The 22148-nt window shown below is 37.0% G+C and carries 20 protein-coding genes, 1 pseudogene and 1 other annotated feature; of the genes and pseudogenes, 17 read left to right on the top strand and 4 right to left on the bottom strand.

Translation table 11 applies throughout. The annotated features are described in order from the left end of the window. The first annotated feature begins 5 nt into the window (after nt 1–5). The 12 genes from JFU20_RS20235 (at nt 6) to pheA (ending at nt 12067) form a co-directional block, all read left to right on the top strand. Nucleotides 6–1415 (top strand): Rne/Rng family ribonuclease, encoded by a 1410-nt coding sequence (locus tag JFU20_RS20235; RefSeq protein WP_002015376.1) that lies wholly within the window; start codon nt 6–8, stop codon nt 1413–1415. 77 nt (nt 1416–1492) lie between these two features. After that, nucleotides 1493–1571: a sequence feature (ribosomal protein L21 leader region), on the top strand. Between the two features lie 14 nt (nt 1572–1585). Continuing rightward, nucleotides 1586–1894 (top strand): 50S ribosomal protein L21, encoded by a 309-nt coding sequence (gene rplU / locus JFU20_RS20240; protein WP_000270907.1) that lies wholly within the window; start codon nt 1586–1588, stop codon nt 1892–1894. Between the two features lie 11 nt (nt 1895–1905). Then, a complete protein-coding gene (locus tag JFU20_RS20245; RefSeq protein ID WP_002138477.1) occupies nt 1906–2250 on the top strand; it encodes a ribosomal-processing cysteine protease Prp in 345 nt (114 codons plus the stop codon). A 3-nt stretch (nt 2251–2253) separates the two neighbouring features. Beyond that, the gene (gene rpmA / locus JFU20_RS20250) at nt 2254–2544 is read left to right on the top strand and encodes a 50S ribosomal protein L27 (protein ID WP_000944957.1); all 291 of its coding nucleotides are present in this window, start codon (nt 2254–2256) and stop codon (nt 2542–2544) included. Nucleotides 2545–2607: 63 nt separating this feature from the next. Beyond that, complete coding sequence (locus JFU20_RS20255) at nt 2608–3156, top strand: sporulation initiation phosphotransferase B (protein WP_003191647.1); 549 nt, start codon at nt 2608–2610, stop codon at nt 3154–3156. Next, complete coding sequence (obgE, locus tag JFU20_RS20260; protein ID WP_002015378.1) at nt 3156–4439, top strand: GTPase ObgE; 1284 nt, start codon at nt 3156–3158, stop codon at nt 4437–4439. Before JFU20_RS20255 ends, obgE begins: the two co-directional genes overlap by 1 nt. A 171-nt stretch (nt 4440–4610) precedes the next feature. Then, a complete protein-coding gene (locus JFU20_RS20265; protein WP_002034150.1) occupies nt 4611–5318 on the top strand; it encodes a response regulator transcription factor in 708 nt (235 codons plus the stop codon). Further along, nucleotides 5308–6390 (top strand): HAMP domain-containing histidine kinase, encoded by a 1083-nt coding sequence (locus JFU20_RS20270; RefSeq protein WP_201038861.1) that lies wholly within the window; start codon nt 5308–5310, stop codon nt 6388–6390. Before JFU20_RS20265 ends, JFU20_RS20270 begins: the two co-directional genes overlap by 11 nt. Nucleotides 6391–6483: 93 nt before the next feature. Continuing rightward, a complete protein-coding gene (locus JFU20_RS20275) occupies nt 6484–7260 on the top strand; it encodes an ABC transporter ATP-binding protein (RefSeq protein WP_002190773.1) in 777 nt (258 codons plus the stop codon). Then, a complete protein-coding gene (locus JFU20_RS20280; protein ID WP_201038862.1) occupies nt 7235–9157 on the top strand; it encodes an ABC transporter permease in 1923 nt (640 codons plus the stop codon). The genes JFU20_RS20275 and JFU20_RS20280 overlap by 26 nt, the downstream gene beginning before the upstream one ends. Before the next feature lie 49 nt (nt 9158–9206). Next, on the top strand, nt 9207–11120 hold the full coding sequence (locus JFU20_RS20285; protein ID WP_201038863.1) for an ABC transporter permease: 1914 nt from the start codon (nt 9207–9209) through the stop codon (nt 11118–11120). Nucleotides 11121–11215: 95 nt separating this feature from the next. Beyond that, nucleotides 11216–12067: a prephenate dehydratase gene (gene pheA, locus JFU20_RS20290; RefSeq protein ID WP_002015384.1), complete on the top strand. Its 852-nt coding sequence runs from the start codon at nt 11216–11218 to the stop codon at nt 12065–12067. Between the two features lie 102 nt (nt 12068–12169). On the opposite strand, the gene JFU20_RS20295 is transcribed toward pheA, so the two are convergent. From JFU20_RS20295 to JFU20_RS20305, 3 genes are all read right to left on the bottom strand, one after another. Beyond that, nucleotides 12170–12817 (bottom strand): MOSC domain-containing protein, encoded by a 648-nt coding sequence (locus JFU20_RS20295; RefSeq protein ID WP_201038864.1) that lies wholly within the window; start codon nt 12815–12817, stop codon nt 12170–12172. 80 nt (nt 12818–12897) lie between these two features. Beyond that, nucleotides 12898–13440, bottom strand: coding sequence for a transcription repressor NadR (locus tag JFU20_RS20300; protein WP_002015386.1), 543 nt, complete (start codon nt 13438–13440; stop codon nt 12898–12900). Beyond that, nucleotides 13440–14582, bottom strand: a complete 1143-nt coding sequence (locus tag JFU20_RS20305) for an IscS subfamily cysteine desulfurase (protein ID WP_002034158.1) — start codon at nt 14580–14582, stop codon at nt 13440–13442. The genes JFU20_RS20300 and JFU20_RS20305 overlap by 1 nt, the downstream gene beginning before the upstream one ends. Before the next feature lie 153 nt (nt 14583–14735). Here JFU20_RS20305 and nadB point away from each other — a divergent pair, with 153 nt between their 5' ends. The 5 genes and pseudogenes from nadB to JFU20_RS20330 all read left to right on the top strand — a co-directional run bounded on the left by nadB (nt 14736) and on the right by JFU20_RS20330 (nt 21323). Further along, nucleotides 14736–16265 carry an L-aspartate oxidase gene (gene nadB, locus JFU20_RS20310; protein WP_002015388.1) on the top strand — a complete coding sequence of 510 codons (1530 nt, stop codon included), beginning with the start codon at nt 14736–14738 and terminating at the stop codon, nt 16263–16265. Nucleotides 16266–16284: 19 nt separating this feature from the next. After that, complete coding sequence (nadC, locus tag JFU20_RS20315) at nt 16285–17118, top strand: carboxylating nicotinate-nucleotide diphosphorylase (protein ID WP_002015390.1); 834 nt, start codon at nt 16285–16287, stop codon at nt 17116–17118. Nucleotides 17119–17148: 30 nt separating this feature from the next. Beyond that, nucleotides 17149–18255 carry a quinolinate synthase NadA gene (gene nadA, locus JFU20_RS20320; protein ID WP_002015392.1) on the top strand — a complete coding sequence of 369 codons (1107 nt, stop codon included), beginning with the start codon at nt 17149–17151 and terminating at the stop codon, nt 18253–18255. A gap of 224 nt (nt 18256–18479) precedes the next feature. After that, nucleotides 18480–18636, top strand: a pseudogene (gene safA / locus JFU20_RS30765) (SafA/ExsA family spore coat assembly protein); the annotation flags it as partial. Nucleotides 18637–20675: 2039 nt separating this feature from the next. Next, on the top strand, nt 20676–21323 hold the full coding sequence (locus JFU20_RS20330) for a YhcN/YlaJ family sporulation lipoprotein (RefSeq protein ID WP_002015328.1): 648 nt from the start codon (nt 20676–20678) through the stop codon (nt 21321–21323). A gap of 32 nt (nt 21324–21355) precedes the next feature. On the opposite strand, the gene JFU20_RS20335 is transcribed toward JFU20_RS20330, so the two are convergent. Further along, the gene (locus tag JFU20_RS20335) at nt 21356–21790 is read right to left on the bottom strand and encodes a hypothetical protein (RefSeq protein WP_002165040.1); all 435 of its coding nucleotides are present in this window, start codon (nt 21788–21790) and stop codon (nt 21356–21358) included. Nucleotides 21791–22148 lie beyond the last annotated feature (358 nt).

The raw sequence follows: 22148 nt of genomic DNA on the forward strand, positions 1-22148 counted from the left end.
AAGAAATGAAAAGTGAGGAAAGAATTTTGAAGACGTTATATATTAACTACACTGGTTCGGAAAAGCGTGTTGCGATAGAAGAGAAACAAAAAATTGTAGAGCTTTTATGGAAACGGAATGAAGAGCAGGAGATTGTCGGACATATTTATGTTGGGCGTATCGTAAGAACAATTGCTGGAATGAACGCAGCCTTTGTAAATATCGGATTAGAAAAACATGCATATCTTTCATTTGATGATGTACCATCTTCATATCGCATACATGAAGGACAGGCGATACTTGTACAAGTTGTGAAAGAGGCAATTGATACGAAGGGGCCAAAATTAACGGCGAAGATAGAAGTTACCGGAAAATATGTCGTTTACATGCCCTATGATGACATGCGCGCTGTTTCTCGGAAAATAAAAAATAATAAAAGAAGACAACAGTTACTGGGAATTGAAGTAGAAGGAACAGGTGGATACATTTTCCGTTCTGCTTCTGAAAAAGGAACGATCGATGAAATACAAGCTGAAATGCAAGGGTTGCAGCAGTTATATGAAGAGTTAAAAAGAAAAGAAGATCAAGGGAAGGCGCCCTTACTACTTCATCAACCAGCGACGTTTTTAGATCGTGTATTTCAGGAGAACCCAATTGAAACAATTGAAAAAATAGTTGTAGATACGAGAAGTATAGTAAAAGAATTAGAAGAAAAAGTAGGGAAAGAAAGAGTATCCTTTTATAATGAAAAATCTTCGATGTTTAACCACTTTGGAATAGATCGTGAAATCGAGAAAGCACTTCAAAAAATTGTTTGGCTACCAAATGGTGCCTATCTAATTGTAGAACAAATGGAGACGATGACTGTAATTGATGTGAATACAGGTAAATTTACTGGAAAACAAAATTTACAAGATACCGTATTTCGCACAAATGAAATGGCTGCTGAAGAGATTGCTCGTCAATTAAGACTTCGTGATATTGGCGGGATGATATTAATTGATTTTATTAATATGAAAAGACGGGAAGATAAAGAGAAGGTAAGAGAGCGTTTAATGATAGCTTTACAAGATGATCGCACATATACAAGAGTGCTTGGGTTTACAGAGTTAGGTATTTTAGAGATGACGCGTAAGCGCAAGAAACATTCGTTACGTGACGTATTATTAGAAGAGTGTGCGCCTTGTAAAGCGACAGGTTACGTTATATCTAATGAAACAATTGCGTATGAGCTAGAGAGAGAGCTTATTACTTATGGTAATATAGAGGATGAAGCTGTATTGATTGGTGCTTCAAAAAAAGTACAAAAACATTTTTCACAAAAAGAATTACAAAAAAATATTCCATTTGAAATTTATTTCAAAGATGATATTATCGAAAAGTACGCTATTATCCGTTTTGGAAGTAAGAAAGAAATTGTAGAACGGAAAAAATAGTTAGCAGAACATTCATTGACAATAGTCAATGAGTCATGGTAATATTTTTATGTTATAGTTTATAGCACCTAAACTGCTATATGCTACAACCGCACAAGACAGGTTCCCTAAAGACATTTTATGTCTACCTCGTTTTTGGCGAGTCTTAGTAATTAAGAGGAGGTGCAAGTATGTACGCAATTATCGAAACAGGTGGAAAACAAATTAAAGTTGAAGCTGGTCAAGCAATCTACATTGAAAAATTAGATGTTGAAGCTGGTGAAACTGTTACTTTTGACAAAGTTCTTTTCGTTGGTGGCGAAAACGTGAAAGTTGGTAGCCCAGTTGTAGAGGGTGCAACAGTTACTGCGAAAGTTGAAAAACAAGGTCGCGCTAAGAAAATCATCGTTTTCAAATACAAAGCGAAAAAGAACAATCGTAAGAAACAAGGTCATCGTCAACCTTACACTAAGCTAGTAGTTGAAGCTATCAACGCTTAATTCTGGTTAAGATGATTAAGATTACGATAAGTCGCACGAAACTAGGAAGTATCCGATCATTTAAAATGACTGGACATGCCAATTATGCGCCACATGGACAAGATCTTGTCTGTGCTGGAACTACAGCGGTTGTGTTTGGTTCTATAAATGCAGTGGAAGAACTTTGTAATGTGCAGGCAACTATTGAACTCGGAAGTGATGGCGGATTCTTGACGTATGAATTGCCTAATGATTTAGACGTTCATACAGCAGAAAAAGCACAAATACTTTTAGAAGGATTGGTTGTTTCACTTAAGACGATTGAACTTGATTACGGAAAGTATATCCGTTTAATAGAAAAAGTGCAGGAGGTGTAACGTATGTTAAGATTAGATCTTCAGTTTTTCGCATCTAAGAAAGGTGTAGGTAGTACAAAGAACGGTCGTGACTCTCAGTCAAAACGTCTTGGTGCTAAACGCGCAGATGGTCAAACGGTTTCAGGTGGTTCAATTCTTTACCGTCAACGCGGTACAAAAATTTATCCAGGTGTTAACGTTGGTCGTGGTGGCGATGACACTTTATACGCGAAAGTTGACGGCGTAGTACGCTTTGAGCGTCTTGGTCGTGACCGCAAACAAGTGAGCGTATATCCTGTTGCTCAAGAAGCATAAGAACTCACGGAAAACTCTAACCTGAGTGCAGGTTAGAGTTTTTCTATATTAAGGGGTATCTAAATGAATGAAAAATGGACAATTATAGATGCGTTGAGCCACTCGAGACATGATTGGCTCAATCGTTTGCAGATGGTTAAAGGAAATCTTTCCCTTGGAAAAGTGGAAGAGATTCATAGGCTCATCGATCGTTTTGTCCAAGAAGCGAGACAAGAATCCAATCTGATGGGGCTATCAATGCCTTTATTTTCAGAGTGGATTTTAACATATAATTGGAAACAGCAACCGTGCTTATTGGAGTACGAAGTATTAGGGGAATTACATAACTTATCTCATCTAGATGAGACTGTATGTACATGGACGAATCAGTTTTTCTTAATGCTTCAGCATAGTTTAGACGTATATGTTGAAAATTATGTTTGTATCACAATTGAAAGTGACGCGGAGAATGCTCGTTTCTTTTTTGATTTTCGTGGAAAGCTAACGAATGTAGAAGAACTACAAACGTGGCTTGCGAACGAAAACAATAAATGGTATTCCATTTCTTATACAGTACGAGACGAAGAAGTCTCAGTTATATTACAACTAATCGAAAAAAGTGTGGTGAAATAATGTTTGTAGATCAGGTCAAGATATATGTAAAAGGCGGCGACGGTGGTAACGGAATGGTTGCGTATCGTCGTGAGAAGTATGTACCTAAAGGTGGCCCAGCAGGTGGCGACGGTGGTAAAGGTGCAGATGTTGTTTTTGTTGTTGAGGAAGGCTTACGTACATTAATGGACTTCCGCTACCAACGTCATTTCAAAGCTGATCGCGGTCAGCACGGAATGAGTAAAGGTCAGCACGGTCGTAAATCTGAAGATTTAATCGTAAAGGTTCCACCAGGAACAATAGTGAAAGATGAAAAAACAGGTGAAATTCTTGCCGATTTAGTAACGCATGAACAAACAGCTGTAATCGCAAGAGGTGGCCGTGGTGGCCGTGGTAATTCACGTTTCGCAACAGCGACGAACCCAGCGCCAGAAATCGCTGAGAACGGGGAACCAGGTCAAGAACGTGATGTCACGCTAGAACTTAAAGTGCTAGCAGATGTTGGACTTGTTGGATTCCCAAGTGTAGGTAAATCTACATTATTATCTGTTGTATCATCAGCGCGTCCGAAAATTGCAGAATATCACTTTACAACAATCGTTCCGAATCTTGGTGTTGTTGAAACTGGTGATAATCGCAGCTTCGTTATGGCTGACCTTCCTGGACTAATTGAAGGCGCACACTCCGGCGTTGGACTTGGACACCAATTCTTACGTCATATCGAACGTACACGTGTAATTGTGCACGTTATCGATATGTCTGGTTTAGAAGGACGTGAGCCATATGAAGATTATGTCACAATCAATAATGAACTAAAAGAATACAATATGCGTTTAACTGAGCGTCCACAAGTTGTTGTTGCAAACAAAATGGATATGCCAGATGCAGAAGAAAACTTACAAGCATTTAAAGAGAAATTGGGAGACGAAGTGAAAATTTTCCCAATCTCAGCTGTAACGAAACAAGGTGTTCGTGACTTACTATTTGAAGTAGCGAACTTATTAGAAACAACACCAGAATTCCCAATGTACGATGATGTAGAAGAATCTGAAGCAAGTGTAATGTACAAATTTGAATCTGAATCTAATTTTGAAATTACACGCGAAAGTGATGGCACATTTGTTATTTCTGGTTATGACATTGAGAAAACATTCAAGATGACAGACTTCTCACGTGATGAATCTGTACGCCGATTTGCTCGTCAAATGCGTGGAATGGGTATTGATGAAGCCCTTCGTGCACGTGGTGCAACAGACGGAGATATTGTGAAAATTCTTGAATATCAATTTGAATTTATCGATTAAGACTGCCGAAATATGGCGGTCTTTTTTTTTGTTATTTGAGTCCAGTAAAAACCCAATTCGTATAGGCGAACCATAAGTCGATATAGGAAAAAATCCCCATTGATTAAAGTTTCAATTTATAATAGAAAAAGGAGTGATTTTAGAAGAATATTTTATGGGGAGAAAAGGAATATGTATAAAATATTAATTGTAGAAGATGATGAAAAAATTGCAGAGATATTAGAGGAGCATTTAGAAAGGTATGGATATCAATCTTTCAGAGTGAGCGATTTACGTCATATAAAAGATGAGTTTGTAAAAGTAAGTCCTCATCTTGTGTTACTTGATATTAATTTACCATACTTTGATGGCTTCTACTGGTGCCGCCAAATCCGCACTGTATCGAATGCGCCGATTATTTTTGTTTCTGCAAGAACAGGGGAAATGGATCAAGTAATGGCGATTGAAAATGGCGGAGATGATTACATTACGAAGCCATTCCATTTAGATATCGTAATGGCAAAGGTGAAAAGTGCACTCCGCCGCGGGTATGGTGAGTATGCTTTGGCCGCGGAAAGTGACTGCTTAGGTGTTAATGGATTGTTATTATTCCCATCACAGCACACAGTAGAGTGGAAAGGTCAACAAACGGAACTTACAAAAAATGAGTTTTATTTATTAGAATGTTTAATGAAACAAGCAAATCAATACGTGACACGTGAAGAGCTGTTAGAGGCTTTATGGGATGAAGTAGCTTTTGTTGATGATAATACATTAACCGTGAATGTAAAGCGTGTAAGGAAGAAACTTGAGGAGTTAGGCATTAAAAATGCAATTGTCACAAAGCGTGGGTACGGTTATGCTCTTCTTACTGAGTGGGGCGAAGGGCATGAAGGTTAAAAATTACCTCATAGACCGCTTTTCTTTAATTATTACTTATATTGTAAGCCTTTGTTTATTTGGACTCGTATTGCAGCTGCAAAGTCTCTTGGAAAAGAGATCAATTGATTGGGGTACGTGGTTATATGGGCTTTTATTAGGGACAGTTGTGTTTAGTGTATACCTTATTTACGATTACCGAAAACGAAGTGTGTTTTTAAAGAGAATAGAACAGTATATTGCCGGTGGACATACATTACATGACTCTTTACTTATTGATACTTCTTATACAGCAGAGCAAGAAATGGTTGTTGAAGCGTTTACGCTATTAAGGCAGCAATATATGAATGAAGTTCATAAGCAGCATGCAAAAGAGCAACAGCAAATGATTTTTATGAACCAGTGGATCCATCAAATGAAAACACCAGTATCCGTTATTGAATTATTGTTACAGAAATATGGTAAGGAACACCGTGAAGCAAGGGGAACGATTGAAAGTATTCGTGAAGAAAATAACCGTATTTTAAATGGGTTAGATTTAGCGTTACATATGGCAAGGTTAGATCAATTTTCGAAAGACTATAAAGTAGAAGTAGTAAATGTTATAGAGGTCATTCGAGATATTATTAATGAAAATCGGAAGTCGTTCATTCAATCTTCTGTATTTCCGAAAATGATGTTTGAAGAAGAGACTTGTATGATTGCGTCTGATAGAAAGTGGCTTAGTATCGCGATGAGCCAAATTGTTGTGAATGCAATTAAGTATACAAAAATTTCAGAAGCAGAGAAAAAAGAAATTCAATTTCAAATTGAAGAGAAAGATCAAAAGGTGTTATTACATATTAAGGACAATGGAATTGGTATTCCAGAGCAAGATGTAAAGCGTATATTTGATCCGTTCTTTACGGGAATAAACGGCCGTAAAACAAGGGAAGCGACAGGTATGGGTTTATATATTACGAAGGAAATTTGCGGTAATTTACATCATGGAGTGTATGTACAATCAACTGAAGGGGAAGGAACAACAGTTACGTTCCAATTTGCAAAAGATGAAGAATATCATACATTAATGAGAAAAATGACAAAACTGTAAGATAACAAAACGTTTTGTAAGGGAAATCACTCGTTTCTTTTTCTTATTTTTCTTATAGTAAATGTAAGAAGAAAACACGTAGGGGGATTAGAAATGAGTGTTCTTGAAGTAAAAGGGTTAACAAAGGTGTATCAATCAAAAGGTTCAGTAGCGACGACTGCTTTAAATGATATAAATTTTAAAATTGAAGAAGGCGAGTTTGTAGGGATTATGGGGCCTTCAGGAAGCGGGAAAACAACGCTTTTAAATTTATTAGCAACAATTGATAAGCAAACTTCAGGTCATGTGCTTGTAAATGGTGAAGAAATTAATCAAATGCGTGCTGCAAAATTGGCGGAATTTCGCCGTACACATCTAGGATTCATTTTCCAAGATTTCAACTTACTTGATACATTATCGATTAAAGAAAATATTATTTTGCCGCTTGTAATGGCGAAGAAATCTGTAAATGAAATCGATGCGAAAGTACTTGAAATTGCGAGGTTTTTAAACATCGAAGAAATTTTAAATAAAAAAGTATACGAAGTATCAGGTGGACAACAACAACGTGCAGCAGCTGCAAGGGCGATTATTCATGAACCAACATTAATTTTAGCGGATGAGCCAACAGGAAACTTAGATTCTAAGTCAGCGAAATCATTAATGGGAGCACTTCAAGATTTGCATGAGCAAAAGAAAGTAACGATTGCAATGGTAACACATGATCCAGTAGCCGCTAGTTATTGCGAACGTATCCTTTTCATACGTGATGGAGAGATTTTTTCAGAAATACATAAAGGAAGAACGAAGCAAGCCTTTTTCCAAGAAATTTTAGACGTACTTGCGATGCTAGGAGGAGAATATCATGAACTTTCGCCAGCTCGCGCTTAATAACGTAAAAGGAAATTGGCGTAATTATAAAGCGTTTCTTATTAGTAGTTGTTTATCGATTGTCGTATTTTTCATGTATGCTTCCTTCATTTATCATCCAGATGTCGTAAGCGGTAATATTAGTATGAAGACGATGATTACAAAAGGGTTAGAATCGATGAATTATATTGTAGTCATCTTCTCAGCACTCTTTATTTTATATGCGAATTCAACGTTTTTACGAGCAAGAAAAAAAGAATTTGGCTTATTAACGTTAATAGGTGGAACGAAGTCTCAGCTCGGCCGAATGATTATATTAGAGCAACTGATGTTAGGGAGTATTGCCATTGTAGTAGGTATTGGGATTGGAATGCTTTGTTCAAAACTTTTCTTCCAAGCACTCAGTGTCTTACTAAAAATTGATAAAACACTGCCGCTTGTGTGGAATGGAAAAGCAGTTCTTATTACAGTTGGCATATACTTTGTCCTCTTTTTAATACTATCATTGTTTAGTGTTTGGACAGTAGGCCGCTTGCAAATTATTGATTTATTAAGAGAGGCAAGAAAACAAAAAGTAGAACCTTTTGCATTTACATGGTTAGGGGTAGTTGGTATAGGCTGTATTATTGCTGCGTATATACTTTGTTTCCAAGTAACAATTATGAATTTCATTATGTATTTCTTACCAATTGTCGGACTGACAATTGGCGGAACGTATTTACTATTTACACAAGGAAGTACAGTCGTATTAAAAGCATTGCAAAAACGAAAACAATCTTTTTATACGTATCCCAATATGTTTGTACTTAGCAATCTTATTTATAAAATGAAAGATAATGCTCGTTTTCTATTTGTTATTTCTATTATTACGGCGGTTGTTTCTTCAGCGGTTGGTACGCTTTATGTATATTTTGAAAATATGAGTGCGAAAACGATAGAGCTTACACCGCATGCTATTTCATATGAGGAAAAGGGACTAAATACGCATAGCCTGATTAATGAAGAAAAAGAACAAGAGATTGTAAAAAAACATGGGTTTGAAGATGCACGAAAAGTAATTTACGTAAAACTACCTGCAACACAGAAAATAATGTTGTTTAACAGTGAACGTGAAGTACCAATGACGATTATTTCAGAAAAAGAATATAACGCGGAAGTACGTGAACAAAAGAAAGAGCAAATTACAGAGGTTCATAATGCACCAGGTAGTGCGACGATGGTTATGGTTGATGCAGCAAATGAACTTATGAAGATAGATCGTACGAAACCGTATGAATTTACAATCAACGGACAAATGCAGTCTGCTCGATTAAATGAGCCAACGTCATATTCTGTTTTTAATGATAGCGAATATCTCATTGTGAATGATCAAGATTTTGAGAAATACGAAAAGCTCGTACCAGATGAAGAAAAGATGAAATATTATGGTTATTATATTGAAGACTGGAAAAGTACGGAAGACCTTGTGCTAGATTTGAAAAAGGAAATTGCACCAGAAAAGCAAGGGGAATTGAGAAACGCAGTGTTCGCTTATAAAGATATAAGAGAAGGTGGAGTGATTACAATGTTCATCGGCTTCTTCGTAGCAGTACTGTTCTTCTTCTTTGCTTGTAGCATGACATACTTTAAATGGTTTAATGATAAAGAACAAGATCGTATTCAATTTAAGTCATTAAAAAGAATTGGTATGACAGATAAAGAAATTCGTAAAATTGCAATTCGACAAATGGGTGTTATCTTCTTTATCCCAATTTTAATCGGTACAATTCATAGTGGATTTGCTCTTCATACGTTAGGGAAAATGCTTTATATCGATTTATGGAAATCAGGTGCGATTGTAATAGGGGCTTATATTTTAGCTTCTGCCATTTACTTTATGATCGCGCAAAGAGGATATTTAAAACACGTGAAAAGCTAGGGAAACCTCTAGCTTTTTGCCTATGTAGTAAGGTACAGGAGGACGATAGATGAACATTCGGCAACTGGCGCTACAAAATATAAAGGGAAATTGGCGTAATTATAAAGTGTTTTTCTTAAGTAGTTGTTTTGCCATATTTGCTTCTTATGCATACATGTCTGTCATTGTACATCCGTATATGCAAGAGACGATGTGGTATCAAAATGTACGCTGGGGACTTATCATATGTAACGTTATAATTATTTCTTTTTTCGTCATATTTATTTTGTACTCTACTTCTATTTTCATAGAAGCACGTAAGAAAGAATTAGGGTTATATATGTTAATGGGAGCGACGAAGTCTAACGTAATAGGAGTGATTATGACCGAGCAAATATTGATCGGAATTTTCGCTAATATTTTCGGTATCGGGCTTGGCATGATTTTTTTAAAACTCTTTTTTATGGTGTTTAGCATGTTACTTCGCCTTCCGAAAGAACTCCCTGTCATATTTGACATGAGAGCGATTGGTGTAACGTTTGTTATATATATGCTCGTCTTTGTTCTGTTATCTTTTATAAGTGCTTTACGTATATGGAATATAAAAATCATACGGTTATTAAAAGAATTTCGAACAGATAAACGAGAGAGGAAAACATCAAAGTGGCTTTGTTTATTCGGTTTTGCTTGTTTAGGGACGGGATATGCGCTAGCGCTACAAGTGACGATGCAAACGATAGCATTATACTTTTTCCCTGTGTCTATACTTATTTTTTTTGGAACGTATTTTTCTTTTACACATGGTGTTAGCCAATTGTTAGAAGTGATAAAACGAAATAAAAAGATTATGTATACATATCCGTATTTATTTATAGTGAATCAATTGTCACATCGAATGAAGGAAAATAGTCGCTTTTTCTTTCTGTTGTCTATGGCAACAACGTTTGTCGTTACGGCGACAGGTACGGTGTTCTTATATTTTTCTAGCATGCAAGATATGTGGCGTGGCGGAGGAGTACACTCATTTTCATACATAGAAAAAGGCACTTCTGCTCATGAAGTTTTCGAGAAAGACAAGGTTGAAAACTTATTACATCAATATGGATATGATGATTTTCAATCTATGAGTTTTGTTGGAGTGTATGCATCCTTTCAGTCCAATAAGGGAGAAACAGAGGTAGCACCGCTTATAAAGGAAAGTGAATACAATCAAGAGGCAAGAAAACAAAAACAGAAAATGTATTATCCTAAAAAAGGAACAGTTACACTTGTCTATTATAATAAACGCAATTATCCAAATGTATATAATCAAAAAGAGATTCAATTGCAAGTAATGAATCAAGCGTATCCATTCGCATTTAACGGTCAGAAAGAAGGGGTACAATTTAACTATCACCCTTCATACATTAATGGTCTGTTTTTTGTCATGAATGATGAAGATTTTAACAGTATAGCAAATACAATTCCGGATTCTGAAAAAATGATATATAGAGGGTATACATTACCAAATATCGAAAATACGAAGGAATTAAACGAAGCTTTACGGAAACATATGAAACATGATACAAATGATGCGTTTCGAAGTAATATGGAATTATATGTGAATATGAAAGAAGGTGGTGATATTACTCTATTTATAGGCTCATTCATTAGCATATTATTCTTCCTTACGTCATGTAGCATCGTATATTTTAAATGGTTTCATAATATTGCATCCGATCGAAAGCAGTACGGGGCGCTCTCTAAACTTGGAATGACGAAAGAAGAAGTGTGGAAGATTTCTCGTTGGCAATTGTGTATGCTATTTTTTGCGCCAATTATAGTAGGGAGTATGCATAGTGCAGTTGCGTTATATACGTTTCATAATACTCTTTTTATGGACGGATCATTAAGAAAAGTGGGATTGTTTATTCTGTTTTACATTGCTGCATGTATCATCTATTTCTTCTTCGCTCAAAGAGAATACAAGAAACATTTAGACTAGCGAACGCTAGTCTTTTTTTAATATTCGAAATTCTCATAGAAGAATATAAAAAAGTATGGTATAACAGTAAGAAAACGAAAAAGAGGGAAAAGACGATGATTCGAGTAGGATATTTAGGACCAGAAGCGACATTTACAAATATGGCGGTGAGTCGTTTTTTTCCGGAAGCAGAGCATGTACCGTATCGAACGATTCCGGATTGTATTGATGCAGCTGCAAATGAAAATGTAGATTATGCGGTCGTACCGTTAGAGAACGCCATAGAAGGTTCAGTTAATATAACGGTTGATTATCTCGTACATGAGCAGCCACTTTCCATTGTAGGAGAAATTACAGTGCCAATTCAGCAGCATTTACTCGTACACCCGCAGTACGAAGAAGTGTGGAAAGAAGTATACGCTGTACATTCTCATCCGCATGCCATTGCACAGTGCCATAAATTTTTAAATGAGGAATTAAAAGGGGTAACCGTTCGCGATATGACATCAACAAGCGCTGCTGCGCAATATGTGAAAGAACATCCTGAAGAAAAAATTGCAGCTATTGCAAATGAAGCAGCGGCAGAAAAATACGGATTAACAATTGTAAGGCGTGATATTCATACGCATAAAAACAATCATACACGTTTCCTTGTTCTCCATAAGAAAAAGAAAGCAGTACTCCCAAATAACGGAGAAAACCGAGGAGAGAAAACGACGCTTATGATAACGTTACCTGCTGATTACGCAGGGGCACTATATCAAGTGTTATCAGCTTTCGCATGGAGAAAATTAAACTTATCAAAAATCGAATCTCGCCCGATGAAAACAGGTCTTGGAAATTACTTTTTCTTAATCGACGTAGATAAAGCATATGATGACGTATTATTGCCAGGCGTAATGATGGAACTTGAAGCACTCGGGTTTTCTGTTACTGTGCTGGGGAGTTATTCTTCTTATTGGTTGTAAGGGGAGTGTTTGTCGTATTTTGTAGTTAAGTCGATATAATTTCGGTCACTAGTATACCGTATGATAGATAAATAGAGTCCCACCTATAAAAGGTGGGATTTATTATTTTAACTTCGCAAGACGATCCTCTAACTGATCACGCCAAATCTCGGCTAGTTCTTGTACAGCAAGAACCTTCTCAATGCCATCTTTATCTTTCCTATTATGAAAATAAATTTCGTTAGAGAACAAAACAGATACATTGTTTGATGGACGCTCTAATAATGTAATTTTAGAATCTTGACGTACAGTACCTTCTTGAAGAACGCGGCATAAATAACCAGTATATCCAGTTGCTACAATACGTGGCAAAATACCAGGAATACCAAGGCGTTTTGAAATTGTGCTACAAGGTACTCTCGCTTGTGTAACTTGAATGATTGCTTCGCCTAGTTGATATGTATCTCCGATGCATGCATCACGCTCTAACATATTTGTTACGGTAATGTTTTCGCCAAATGTGGAAGCCGGAAGTGTAGTTTGAAATTCCTCTTCCCATAGTGCGTAATGCTCGTGTGGGTACACGCAAACTGCGCGATCAGGTCCCCCGTGGTGTTTTAAATCCGCTACATCATCACCACGGAATCCGTCTTTTGAGAGGAAGGCCTCTTCTGTAGGATCTTTACATATACCTGTTATCATTTCTTTATCTTCGCCATATTTCATTTGTTTCGGTTTACCGGTGCTAAAGTGAACGAGTTCAATTCCCATAGTTGACCCCCTTTACAATTGATTACAATATTATATCACTAAAAAAGCACAGAGAATGATAAAAAACTCTGTGCTTTACATTAATAAACGAGAAATCCAGCGCGGTCTAGTGCCTTGCAAGCGGCATCTAATTTCTCTTTAGAATCTGCTTCAATTGTATGTAAGTGAATACCATCTGTTAGTTGCGAAAGATAGGAAGCGTTTGTGTTTTCGATTTTTTGTAAATATTGCTCTACATCGAAGCGATTACTTACCATAATCGATGCTGTTAAGTCGCCATATACAGGATGCTCAACTTTTACGTCTTTAATTGTAACGCCGTGGTCAACTAACATAGTAAGTTCTTGACGTACTTCTGCCGGTTTATGTTGGCATACGATTACGCGTTCAAAAGCTTGTTGTCTTGTTTGTGGCTTTAAATATAAATACCCTTGTGCAGTCGCAATAATTGGTTCATTTCGTGCTTTTAGTAAGGAAATGTCTTGAACGATAACTTGCCTACTTACGTTTGTCTTTTTAGATAGCTCATTCCCCGATAACGGTTCATTTGCAGCAAGAAGCCACTCGAGGATGAGTTGTCGTCTTTCTTCGCCTAAAATCTTTTTTTGATCATTTTGTTTCATTATGATTTAACACCTCTATAAAATTGATTTCCAATTGTGTGTAGTGCATGAATAGTTGTATCAATTTGTTCTTTCGTTGTGTGATGTCCGAAAGAAAAGCGGACATATTGTTTTGCCTCTTCATACGTTTTTCCAATTGCAAGCATTGTTTTTGAAGGGTCTTGTTTACCGACTTGGCAAGCACTTCCAGTTGAAATGGCTATACCATGACGGTTACATTCTAACATTGTATACTGACCTTCTATTCCTTTTATTGTAACCCCAATAATATGTGGTAAACAAGAAGTAGAATGTCCTTTCACTTCAATTTCTAGAGGAAGTGTTTGTAATTGCTCTAAAAAATAAGATCGTAATTGTTTAAAACGAAAGCTCTCTTCCTTTTGATTCTTTAATATATGCTCTGCGGCTGTTAAAAAAGCAGCGATTCCAGGAACGTTCACTGTACCAGGGCGAAAGCCTTTTTCATGAGAAGTTCCCGGAAATACTTGTTCCCAGCGAACTTGCGGATTTATATAGCAAGCTCCAACTCCTTTTGGTCCGTATATTTTATGAGCTGAAACAGAGAGACTATCAATCTCCATCGCTTTAACGTCTATTGGAAGTTTACCAAACGTTTGAACACAATCCGAATGAAATAAAACATTATATTTTTTTAAAAGTGCTCCGATCTCTGCAATGTTTTGAACGGTCCCGATTTCAGAGTTTCCGTGCTGTATACTTGCTAGAGCAGTATCTTCTGTAATAGCTGCTTCTAAATCTACTAAATGAATTATCCCACTTTTATCAACAGGAATCTCAGTAATAGTATAACCTTGCGATTGTAAGGATTGAAAATAACTTCGAATCGATGCGTGTTCCATAGGTGTCGTAATAATGTGCTTTCCATTCCTAGCATTTAGAAGGGATTGAATCGCAAGGTAGTTAGATTCTGAACCGCCGCTTGTAAAGAATACACCTTGTTCCTTACCCCCGATCATTTCTGCAAATGTTTCTCTACAAACTTGTAATAAAGATGATGCGCTTCCGCCGATATCGTGTAAACTTTGTTCATTTCCAAAATATGTTTTTGCCGCTGCTATATATGTTTCTAAAGCTTCTTCGCTCATAGGGGTTGTCGCTGCATAATCTAGATATATCATCATGTAATTTCCTCTCTTCAGTAAGAGTGACATTTGTTTTCGTTTTTAGAATGGTAGTGAAAATAAGAATTGTAAAAAAACTCTTGTCATTATTTTAAAACTATGTAAATATAGGTGTCAAGACAGTTGAAAAGTGTAAAGTAGGAGGCAACAATTATGCCAAGTGCAGATGTCTTGATTATCGGAAGCGGCGTTGCAGCGCTTCGTGTTGCGAAAGAGCTTTGTCACGAAAAGAATGTGATAATTATCACAAAAAAAACAGGATGTAATAACAATACACATTTAGCTCAAGGAGGAATTGCAGCAGCTGTTGCTACATATGACGATCCGAGTGGGCATTTTGAAGATACATTAGTGGCAGGTTGCCATTATAACAACGAAGAAGCAGTTCGTTATTTAGTTGAAGAGGGACCGAAAGAAATAAGTAAGCTTATTACGAATGGAATGAAATTTGATGGGGATGAAAAAGGGATCCACCTTGGTAAAGAAGGGGCGCATCGAAAACGGCGCATTTTACATGCCGGAGGAGATGCAACTGGTAAAAATCTATTAGAGCATTTAATACAAGAAGTAGTTCCGAACGTTACTGTCGTTGAGCATGAAATGGTGCTCGATTTTATTATAGAAAATAATAAATGCATAGGAGCTTTAACGCGAAATAGTGAAGGGAAGCTGAAGCGTTACTATGCTGATAATACGGTGTTAGCATCAGGAGGAATAGGTGGTTTGTACGCCTTTACATCGAATGATGAGACAATTACAGGCGATGGACTTGCGATGATATATCGAGCTGGGGGAGAACTTGTTGATTTAGAATTTGTACAATTTCATCCGACGATGTTATACGTGGACGGGCGATGTTGTGGTCTCGTTTCTGAAGCAGTCCGTGGTGAAGGAGCTGTCCTTATAAATGCAAAAGGACAGCGTTTTATGATGGATATACATCCCGGGAAAGATCTCGCACCGCGTGATGTAGTGGCAAGGGCTATTCATGAACAACTTCTTGCGGGTGAAACAGTGTACTTAAACATCGAAACAATTCAAAACTTTGAACAACGTTTTCCAACCGTCTCATCATTATGTAAAAAGAATGGCGTTGATTTAAAAGGGAACCTTATTCCGGTCGTACCGGGTGCTCATTTTCATATGGGCGGCGTGAAGACGAATTGTGACGGAGAGACGTCCATTCCCAACTTATATGCAGTCGGTGAAGTGGCGTGTAATGGAGTTCATGGTGCGAATAGATTGGCGAGTAATTCATTATTAGAAGGTCTTGTGTTTGGAAGACGAATAGGAAAACACATTTTAGCTAGACCAGCAGAGGAAAGAAAAAATGTGCCGGAAGAGAGAGGGAAAAGTTTTATAGCTCTTAATGATTTACCGCTGAAAGAAGAAATACAAGAATACATGATGAAGCATGTTGGGATTGTGCGAACTGAGAAAAATTTATCATATGCTCAGAGATGGTTTAGTAGGTACGGTGTGCGAAATATGATATTACAATATGATGCACTTACAAATGAAGAGATAACGCTTATTAATATGTTAACAGTTTGTGAGCTTATAACAGTATCAGCTTTGCAAAGAGAAGACAGTATTGGTGGTCATTATCGCATTGATTATCCAGAAAGAAATAGCGTGAAAAAAGAGATTATCCGAGTGAGAAGAAAACTACAACTTGTTTAATAAGGGGAAGAGGGTTTTTATGAATACGTTAAAAGTTAAGGAAGCATTAAATCGATTTTTTCTAGAAGATATAGGAGAAAGAGATGTAACATCTCAGCTTATCTTTCCCGATAATGCACTTGCGAAAGGAACGTTTCTTGTAAAGGATACAGGGGTCTTTGCAGGACGCTTAGTAATTGAAGAAGGATTTAAATTAATTGATCAGAGAATTGAAGTTGAACTTCATAAAAAAGATGGAGATCTTGTAGAAAAAGGCGAAATAATTGCAACCGTGCAAGGCCCAATCGCATCATTATTAACGGCAGAGCGCGTTATATTAAACGTTATCCAGCGTATGAGCGGGATAGCGACGATGACACGTAAGGCGGTTTTTGCTTTAGATAGCAGTCATACACGCATTTGTGATACGAGAAAAACGATGCCAGGACTACGTATGTTTGATAAGTATGCGGTAGTATGCGGGGGCGGATTTAACCACAGATTCGGTTTATATGATGGTGTCATGATTAAAGACAATCATATTGCTTTTGCTGGCTCGATTACAAAAGCTGTTACATCGGTGAAAGAAAGATTGGGACATATGGTGAAAGTAGAAGTCGAAACAGAGACAGAGGCGCAAGTAAGAGAAGCGATAGAGGTGGGCGCAGATGTTATTATGTTCGATAATCGTACGCCAGAAGAGATTCGTGAGTTTTCAAAAATTGTACCAAGTGCCATCGTTACGGAGGCTTCAGGTGGTATTACAATTGAAGATTTATCAAAATACGGAAAAACCGGGGTAGATTATATTTCACTTGGAGCGTTAACACATTCAGTGAAAGCACTTGATATTAGTTTTAATATTGAGGCCTAATGAGGGTGGTTTAGAGGGGGAGAATCATAAATGGGTATTTTAGAGAAAGTTCAGCCAATCGAAGTAATGTTACCAGAGCATTATCAAACGATGTCTACATTAGAGATGGAAGAGCGTGTCCGTGAAATTAAAGAAAAAATGGGGGCATTACTATTTATTCCAGGACATCATTATCAAAAAGATGAAGTGGTGCAATTTTCAGATGCAGCAGGGGACTCACTGCAACTCGCGCAAGTTGCAGCGAGTAATAAAGAGGCAAAATATATTGTGTTTTGTGGTGTGCACTTTATGGCAGAAACGGCAGATATGTTAACGACAAATGATCAAATTGTCATCTTACCAGATATGCGTGCCGGCTGTTCTATGGCAGATATGGCAGATATTGAACAAACAGAAAGAGCGTGGAAAGGGCTCACGAAATTATTTGGGGATACGATGATTCCATTAACGTATGTAAATTCAACAGCTGCGATCAAAGCGTTTTGTGGTCGTAATGGAGGGGCAACAGTAACCTCTTCTAATGCAAAACAAATGGTGTCTTGGGCGTTTACACAAAAAGAGCGTCTCGTCTTTTTACCAGACCAACATTTAGGAAGAAATACAGCGTATGATTTAGGTATTCCGTTAGAAAAAATGGCAGTGTGGAACCCGCATACAGATTCATTAGAGTACGATGGAGATATAGAAGAAATTCAAGTGATTTTATGGAAAGGCCATTGTTCTGTTCATCAAAACTTCACTGTGAAAAATATTGAAAATGTGCGAAAAAATCATCCGGATATGAATATTATTGTTCACCCTGAATGTTGTTATGAAGTGGTTGCTGCTTCTGATTATGCAGGATCAACGAAATATATTATTGATATGATTGAAGCAGCTCCGGCGGGAAGTAAGTGGGCGATTGGTACAGAGATGAATTTAGTGAACCGAATTATTCAGCAACATCCAGATAAAGAAATTATTTCGCTAAATCCGTTTATGTGTCCTTGCTTAACGATGAACCGAATTGACTTACCTCACCTGTTATGGGCACTTGAGAACATAGAAAGAGGAGAACAAATTAACGTTATTCGTGTAGAGAAACAAGTAACAGAAGAGGCAGTTCTTGCATTAAATCGTATGTTAGAGCGCGTTTAAAGCAGCGGGATTTCCGTTGCTTTTTTTCGTACATATAATCATAACAAGGATGAAATAGGCATACATTGTGTTGAGGAAATCATTGCGGTTTTTCTATGCTTATTCGACTTCGAATCATATTGAAAATAGAAGAAGTGATAAAAGTAAAAGAAGTTAATGTTGTTTAGAAAGTGTTACTTCAAAGTGTTTTTACTTATAGATAAGTTATACAGGAGGGGGAAAATTTGAAAATTCATATCGTGCAAAAAGGGGAGACCCTTTGGAAAATTGCAAAAAAGTACGGAGTGGATTTTGAAACGCTAAAAAAAACAAATACACAGCTTAGTAATCCAGATCTAATTATGCCAGGGATGAAAATTAAAGTGCCATCGCATAGCGTTCATGTGAAACAACAAACTGGATCGGGTTCAGCGCCCCCGAAACAATATGTAAAAGAGGTGCAGCAAAAAGAGTTTGCATCAACACCAACGCCACTTGGAATAGAAGATGAAGATGAGATCACGTATCAATCAACACCTATTACACAACAACCAGCTATGCAACAAACGCAAAAAGAAATGCAGATAAAACCGCAAAAGGAAATACAGGTGAAGCCGCAAAAGGAAGTGCAAGTGAAGCCACAAAAAGAAGTGCAAAAAGAAATTCCGATTCAAAAAGAGAAGCCAGTTGAAAAGCCGCCTGTCATTCAAAAACCACCTGTTGTAGAGAAAGTAGAAAAACTAAAACCTACTACGAAAGAAAACACTAAATTTTCTATCAATGTGTTACCGCAGCCGCCGCAACCACCAATTAAAGCGAAAAAAGAATATAAAATTTCAGATGTAATAAAAAAGGGAAGCGAGTTAATTGCTCCTCAAATTAATAAAATGAAACCTAACAATGTCATTTCTCCGCAAACGAAAAAAGACAATATAGGAAACATAGTGTCACCGCAAGTGAAGAAAGAGAATGTAGGGAATATAGTGTCGCCGCAAGTGAAAAAAGAAAATGTAGGGAATATAGTGTCGCCGCAAGTGAAGAAAGAGAATGTAGGGAATATAGTGTCGCCGCAAGTGAAGAAAGAGAATGTAGGGAATATAGTGTCGCCGCAAGTGAAAAAAGAAAATGTAGGGAATATAGTGTCGCCGCAAGTGAAAAAAGAAAATGTAGGAAGCATAGTCTCGCCACAAGTGAAGAAAGAAAATATAGGAAGCATAGTCTCACCAAACGTATCAAAAGAAAGTGTTATTATCCCGCAAGTAATACCGCCTAATATTCAAGTACCGAATATAATGCCAATAATGGATAACAATCAACCACCAAATATAATGCCAATAATGGATAACAATCAACCACCAAATATAATGCCAATAATGGATAACAATCAACCACCAAATATAATGCCAATAATGGATAACAACCAAATGCCAAACATGATGCCGATAATGGATAACAACCAAATGCCAAATATGATGCCGATAATGGATAACAACCAAATGCCAAACATGATGCCGATAATGGATAACAACCAAATGCCAAATATGATGCCGATAATGGATAACAACCAAATGCCAAACATGATGCCGATAATGGATAACAACCAAATGCCAAACATGATGCCGATAATGGATAACAATCAAATGCCGAACATGATGCCAATAATGGATAACAATCAAATGCCGAACATGATGCCAATAATGGATAACAATCAAATGCCGAACATGATGCCGATAATGGATAACAACCAAATGCCAAACATGATGCCAATAATGGATAACAATCAAATGCCGAACATGATGCCGATAATGGATAACAATCAAATGCCGAACATGATGCCAATAATGGATAACAATCAAATGCCGAACATGATGCCAATAATGGATAACAATCAAATGCCAAACATGATGCCATATCAACAGCCAATGATGCCGCCATATCCGCAGTATCAGCAACAAAATCCATACAATCAAATGCCGTATCAACAAATGGCGCCGCAATATACTTCTATGCTAAATCCAAATATGATGCCAATGGATAATAATATGCCGCCACTCGTGCAAGGTGAAGAAGATTGTGGATGCGGAGGAGAGAGTAGGTTATATAGTCCGCAACCGGGTGGACCACAATACGCCAATCCTTTATATTATCAACCGACTCAGCCAGCATATGCACCGCAGCCAGGAACGATGTATTATCAGCCGGACCCACCAAACGTATTTGGAGAACCAGTTTCAGAAGAAGAGGACGAAGAGGAAGTTTAAAAAAAGGTGGGGTTATTCCCACCTTTTTTGTATTCGTGATAGTCAGGAATATGGTGAATTTACATTAAGTGCTAGAAAATTCCTAGTGAAATATTAACAGTGTAAAAAACCTCTCTGTTACTCATCATAAGGGGGAGCTTTTCGAAAGAGAAGTTCATTCTAACAGAGGGGGTTTTTGTATTGAATACGAAAGTAAAAGTTATTGCTGCTTCTTTGTTAGTTACCAGTGCATTAGCTGCATGTGGTACACCGAAAGATAATAATGCGATGGATGGACGTAACTACAATTACGAGCGTACATCTTATAATGATACACACCAGTATCGTGATAATGTAGCGCGTAACGATCGTTCTACAGATTATGTAACATATAGAAACGGTCGTAACGATACAGGATATAATAATTATTACCGTGATGTAAATTACAATGGGCAAATTGCTAATCCACATCCAACTCGTAATATTACAATGAACAATTCATACATTAACAATGATGGTAAAACTGCGGAGAAAATTACGAATCGTGTGAAACGTATGAATAACGTAGACCGAGTTTCTACAGTTGTATATGGAAACGATGTAGCGATTGCGGTAAAACCGCGTAATACAGCGACGAATGAAACAGCGATGGCGAACGAAATTCGTCAAGCTGTTGCGAATGAAGTTGGAAATAGAAACGTATATGTTTCTGTAAGAAATGACATGTTTACTCGTGTCGATGCAATGAGTACGCGTTTACGTAACGGCACAGCTACAAACGATTTTAATCGTGACATAACAAATATGTTCCGAGACATTCGTTACGGTCTGACTGGTACTATGCGATAACAAATTAAAGAGGAAGGGCTAGCCCTTCCTCTTTATTCATCGTCGTCTTGTAAACGACGTTTTTTTACAAAATAACTAACGGAGTAAGACGCTAAAAAGCATATGAAGAGAATACCACCTGTTAAAATAGCTTCAAATAGAGGTCTTTCTGGACTGAAAATGATATAAATAATAGCCATGATAATTCCTACAATAAGAGAGCGTAAAATAATTTTGTAATAAGGAGTTAACTTTATTTCCTTTTCGCTTTCTTCTACATCGATAGAAACGCTTAACTGTAAATAACTAAGTACAATACTTGTAAGAATAAATAATAACCACAATGGAGATTTCGTAATTTGATCCATTCCTTCTGTGAATCCGATATAGCCTAAAATTCCGATTATACCAATTGATTGAAAAAGAAAGGCAATACGTATATTTTTTAACGTTTGAAGTATGAGGCGTTCATCTTTAATTTTTTTCAAGGTATTCATCCCCTGTTTATATTTATAGTATTAATTGTAACATATACATTACATTAATCAATTTATAATTTACATAAATTTCAATTGGTTGAAAGAGGAAGAAAAATATATTTAGAAATATATTGCGCTTCTACCTTGTTAATGTTATATTAGCAAAGCGATGAGCTAATTTACGTAAGTCGAGAGATATGCTTAAGTGCTAAACACGCGAATGTGGTCGCCTGGTCTTTCGCCGTAAACGCATCAGACGCCTGCTTTGCAGGCGTCTTTCATTTTATATAAAAGTAAATGATACATGCAGATGAGGATTAACCCTTATCTGCATTTTTTATTTTCCTTAGAAATTTAATGCTATTGT

Origin of the sequence: Bacillus sp. TH30, assembly GCF_016650875.1 — a bacterium.
GTDB classification, from domain to species: domain Bacteria; phylum Bacillota; class Bacilli; order Bacillales; family Bacillaceae_G; genus Bacillus_A; species Bacillus_A mycoides.

Coding starts and splice junctions, on each gene's coding strand:
- pheA (WP_002015384.1), top strand. CDS start 11,216: ATGATTCGAGTAGGATATTTAGGACCAGAAGCGACATTTACAAATATG.
- JFU20_RS20305 (WP_002034158.1), bottom strand. CDS start 14,582: ATGATGATATATCTAGATTATGCAGCGACAACCCCTATGAGCGAAGAA.
- JFU20_RS20265 (WP_002034150.1), top strand. CDS start 4,611: ATGTATAAAATATTAATTGTAGAAGATGATGAAAAAATTGCAGAGATA.
- nadC (WP_002015390.1), top strand. CDS start 16,285: ATGAATACGTTAAAAGTTAAGGAAGCATTAAATCGATTTTTTCTAGAA.
- JFU20_RS20275 (WP_002190773.1), top strand. CDS start 6,484: ATGAGTGTTCTTGAAGTAAAAGGGTTAACAAAGGTGTATCAATCAAAA.
- JFU20_RS20295 (WP_201038864.1), bottom strand. CDS start 12,817: ATGGGAATTGAACTCGTTCACTTTAGCACCGGTAAACCGAAACAAATG.
- JFU20_RS20300 (WP_002015386.1), bottom strand. CDS start 13,440: ATGAAACAAAATGATCAAAAAAAGATTTTAGGCGAAGAAAGACGACAA.
- obgE (WP_002015378.1), top strand. CDS start 3,156: ATGTTTGTAGATCAGGTCAAGATATATGTAAAAGGCGGCGACGGTGGT.
- nadB (WP_002015388.1), top strand. CDS start 14,736: ATGCCAAGTGCAGATGTCTTGATTATCGGAAGCGGCGTTGCAGCGCTT.
- JFU20_RS20280 (WP_201038862.1), top strand. CDS start 7,235: ATGAACTTTCGCCAGCTCGCGCTTAATAACGTAAAAGGAAATTGGCGT.
- rplU (WP_000270907.1), top strand. CDS start 1,586: ATGTACGCAATTATCGAAACAGGTGGAAAACAAATTAAAGTTGAAGCT.
- JFU20_RS20270 (WP_201038861.1), top strand. CDS start 5,308: ATGAAGGTTAAAAATTACCTCATAGACCGCTTTTCTTTAATTATTACT.
- JFU20_RS20235 (WP_002015376.1), top strand. CDS start 6: ATGAAAAGTGAGGAAAGAATTTTGAAGACGTTATATATTAACTACACT.
- rpmA (WP_000944957.1), top strand. CDS start 2,254: ATGTTAAGATTAGATCTTCAGTTTTTCGCATCTAAGAAAGGTGTAGGT.
- JFU20_RS20255 (WP_003191647.1), top strand. CDS start 2,608: ATGAATGAAAAATGGACAATTATAGATGCGTTGAGCCACTCGAGACAT.
- JFU20_RS20285 (WP_201038863.1), top strand. CDS start 9,207: ATGAACATTCGGCAACTGGCGCTACAAAATATAAAGGGAAATTGGCGT.
- nadA (WP_002015392.1), top strand. CDS start 17,149: ATGGGTATTTTAGAGAAAGTTCAGCCAATCGAAGTAATGTTACCAGAG.
- JFU20_RS20245 (WP_002138477.1), top strand. CDS start 1,906: ATGATTAAGATTACGATAAGTCGCACGAAACTAGGAAGTATCCGATCA.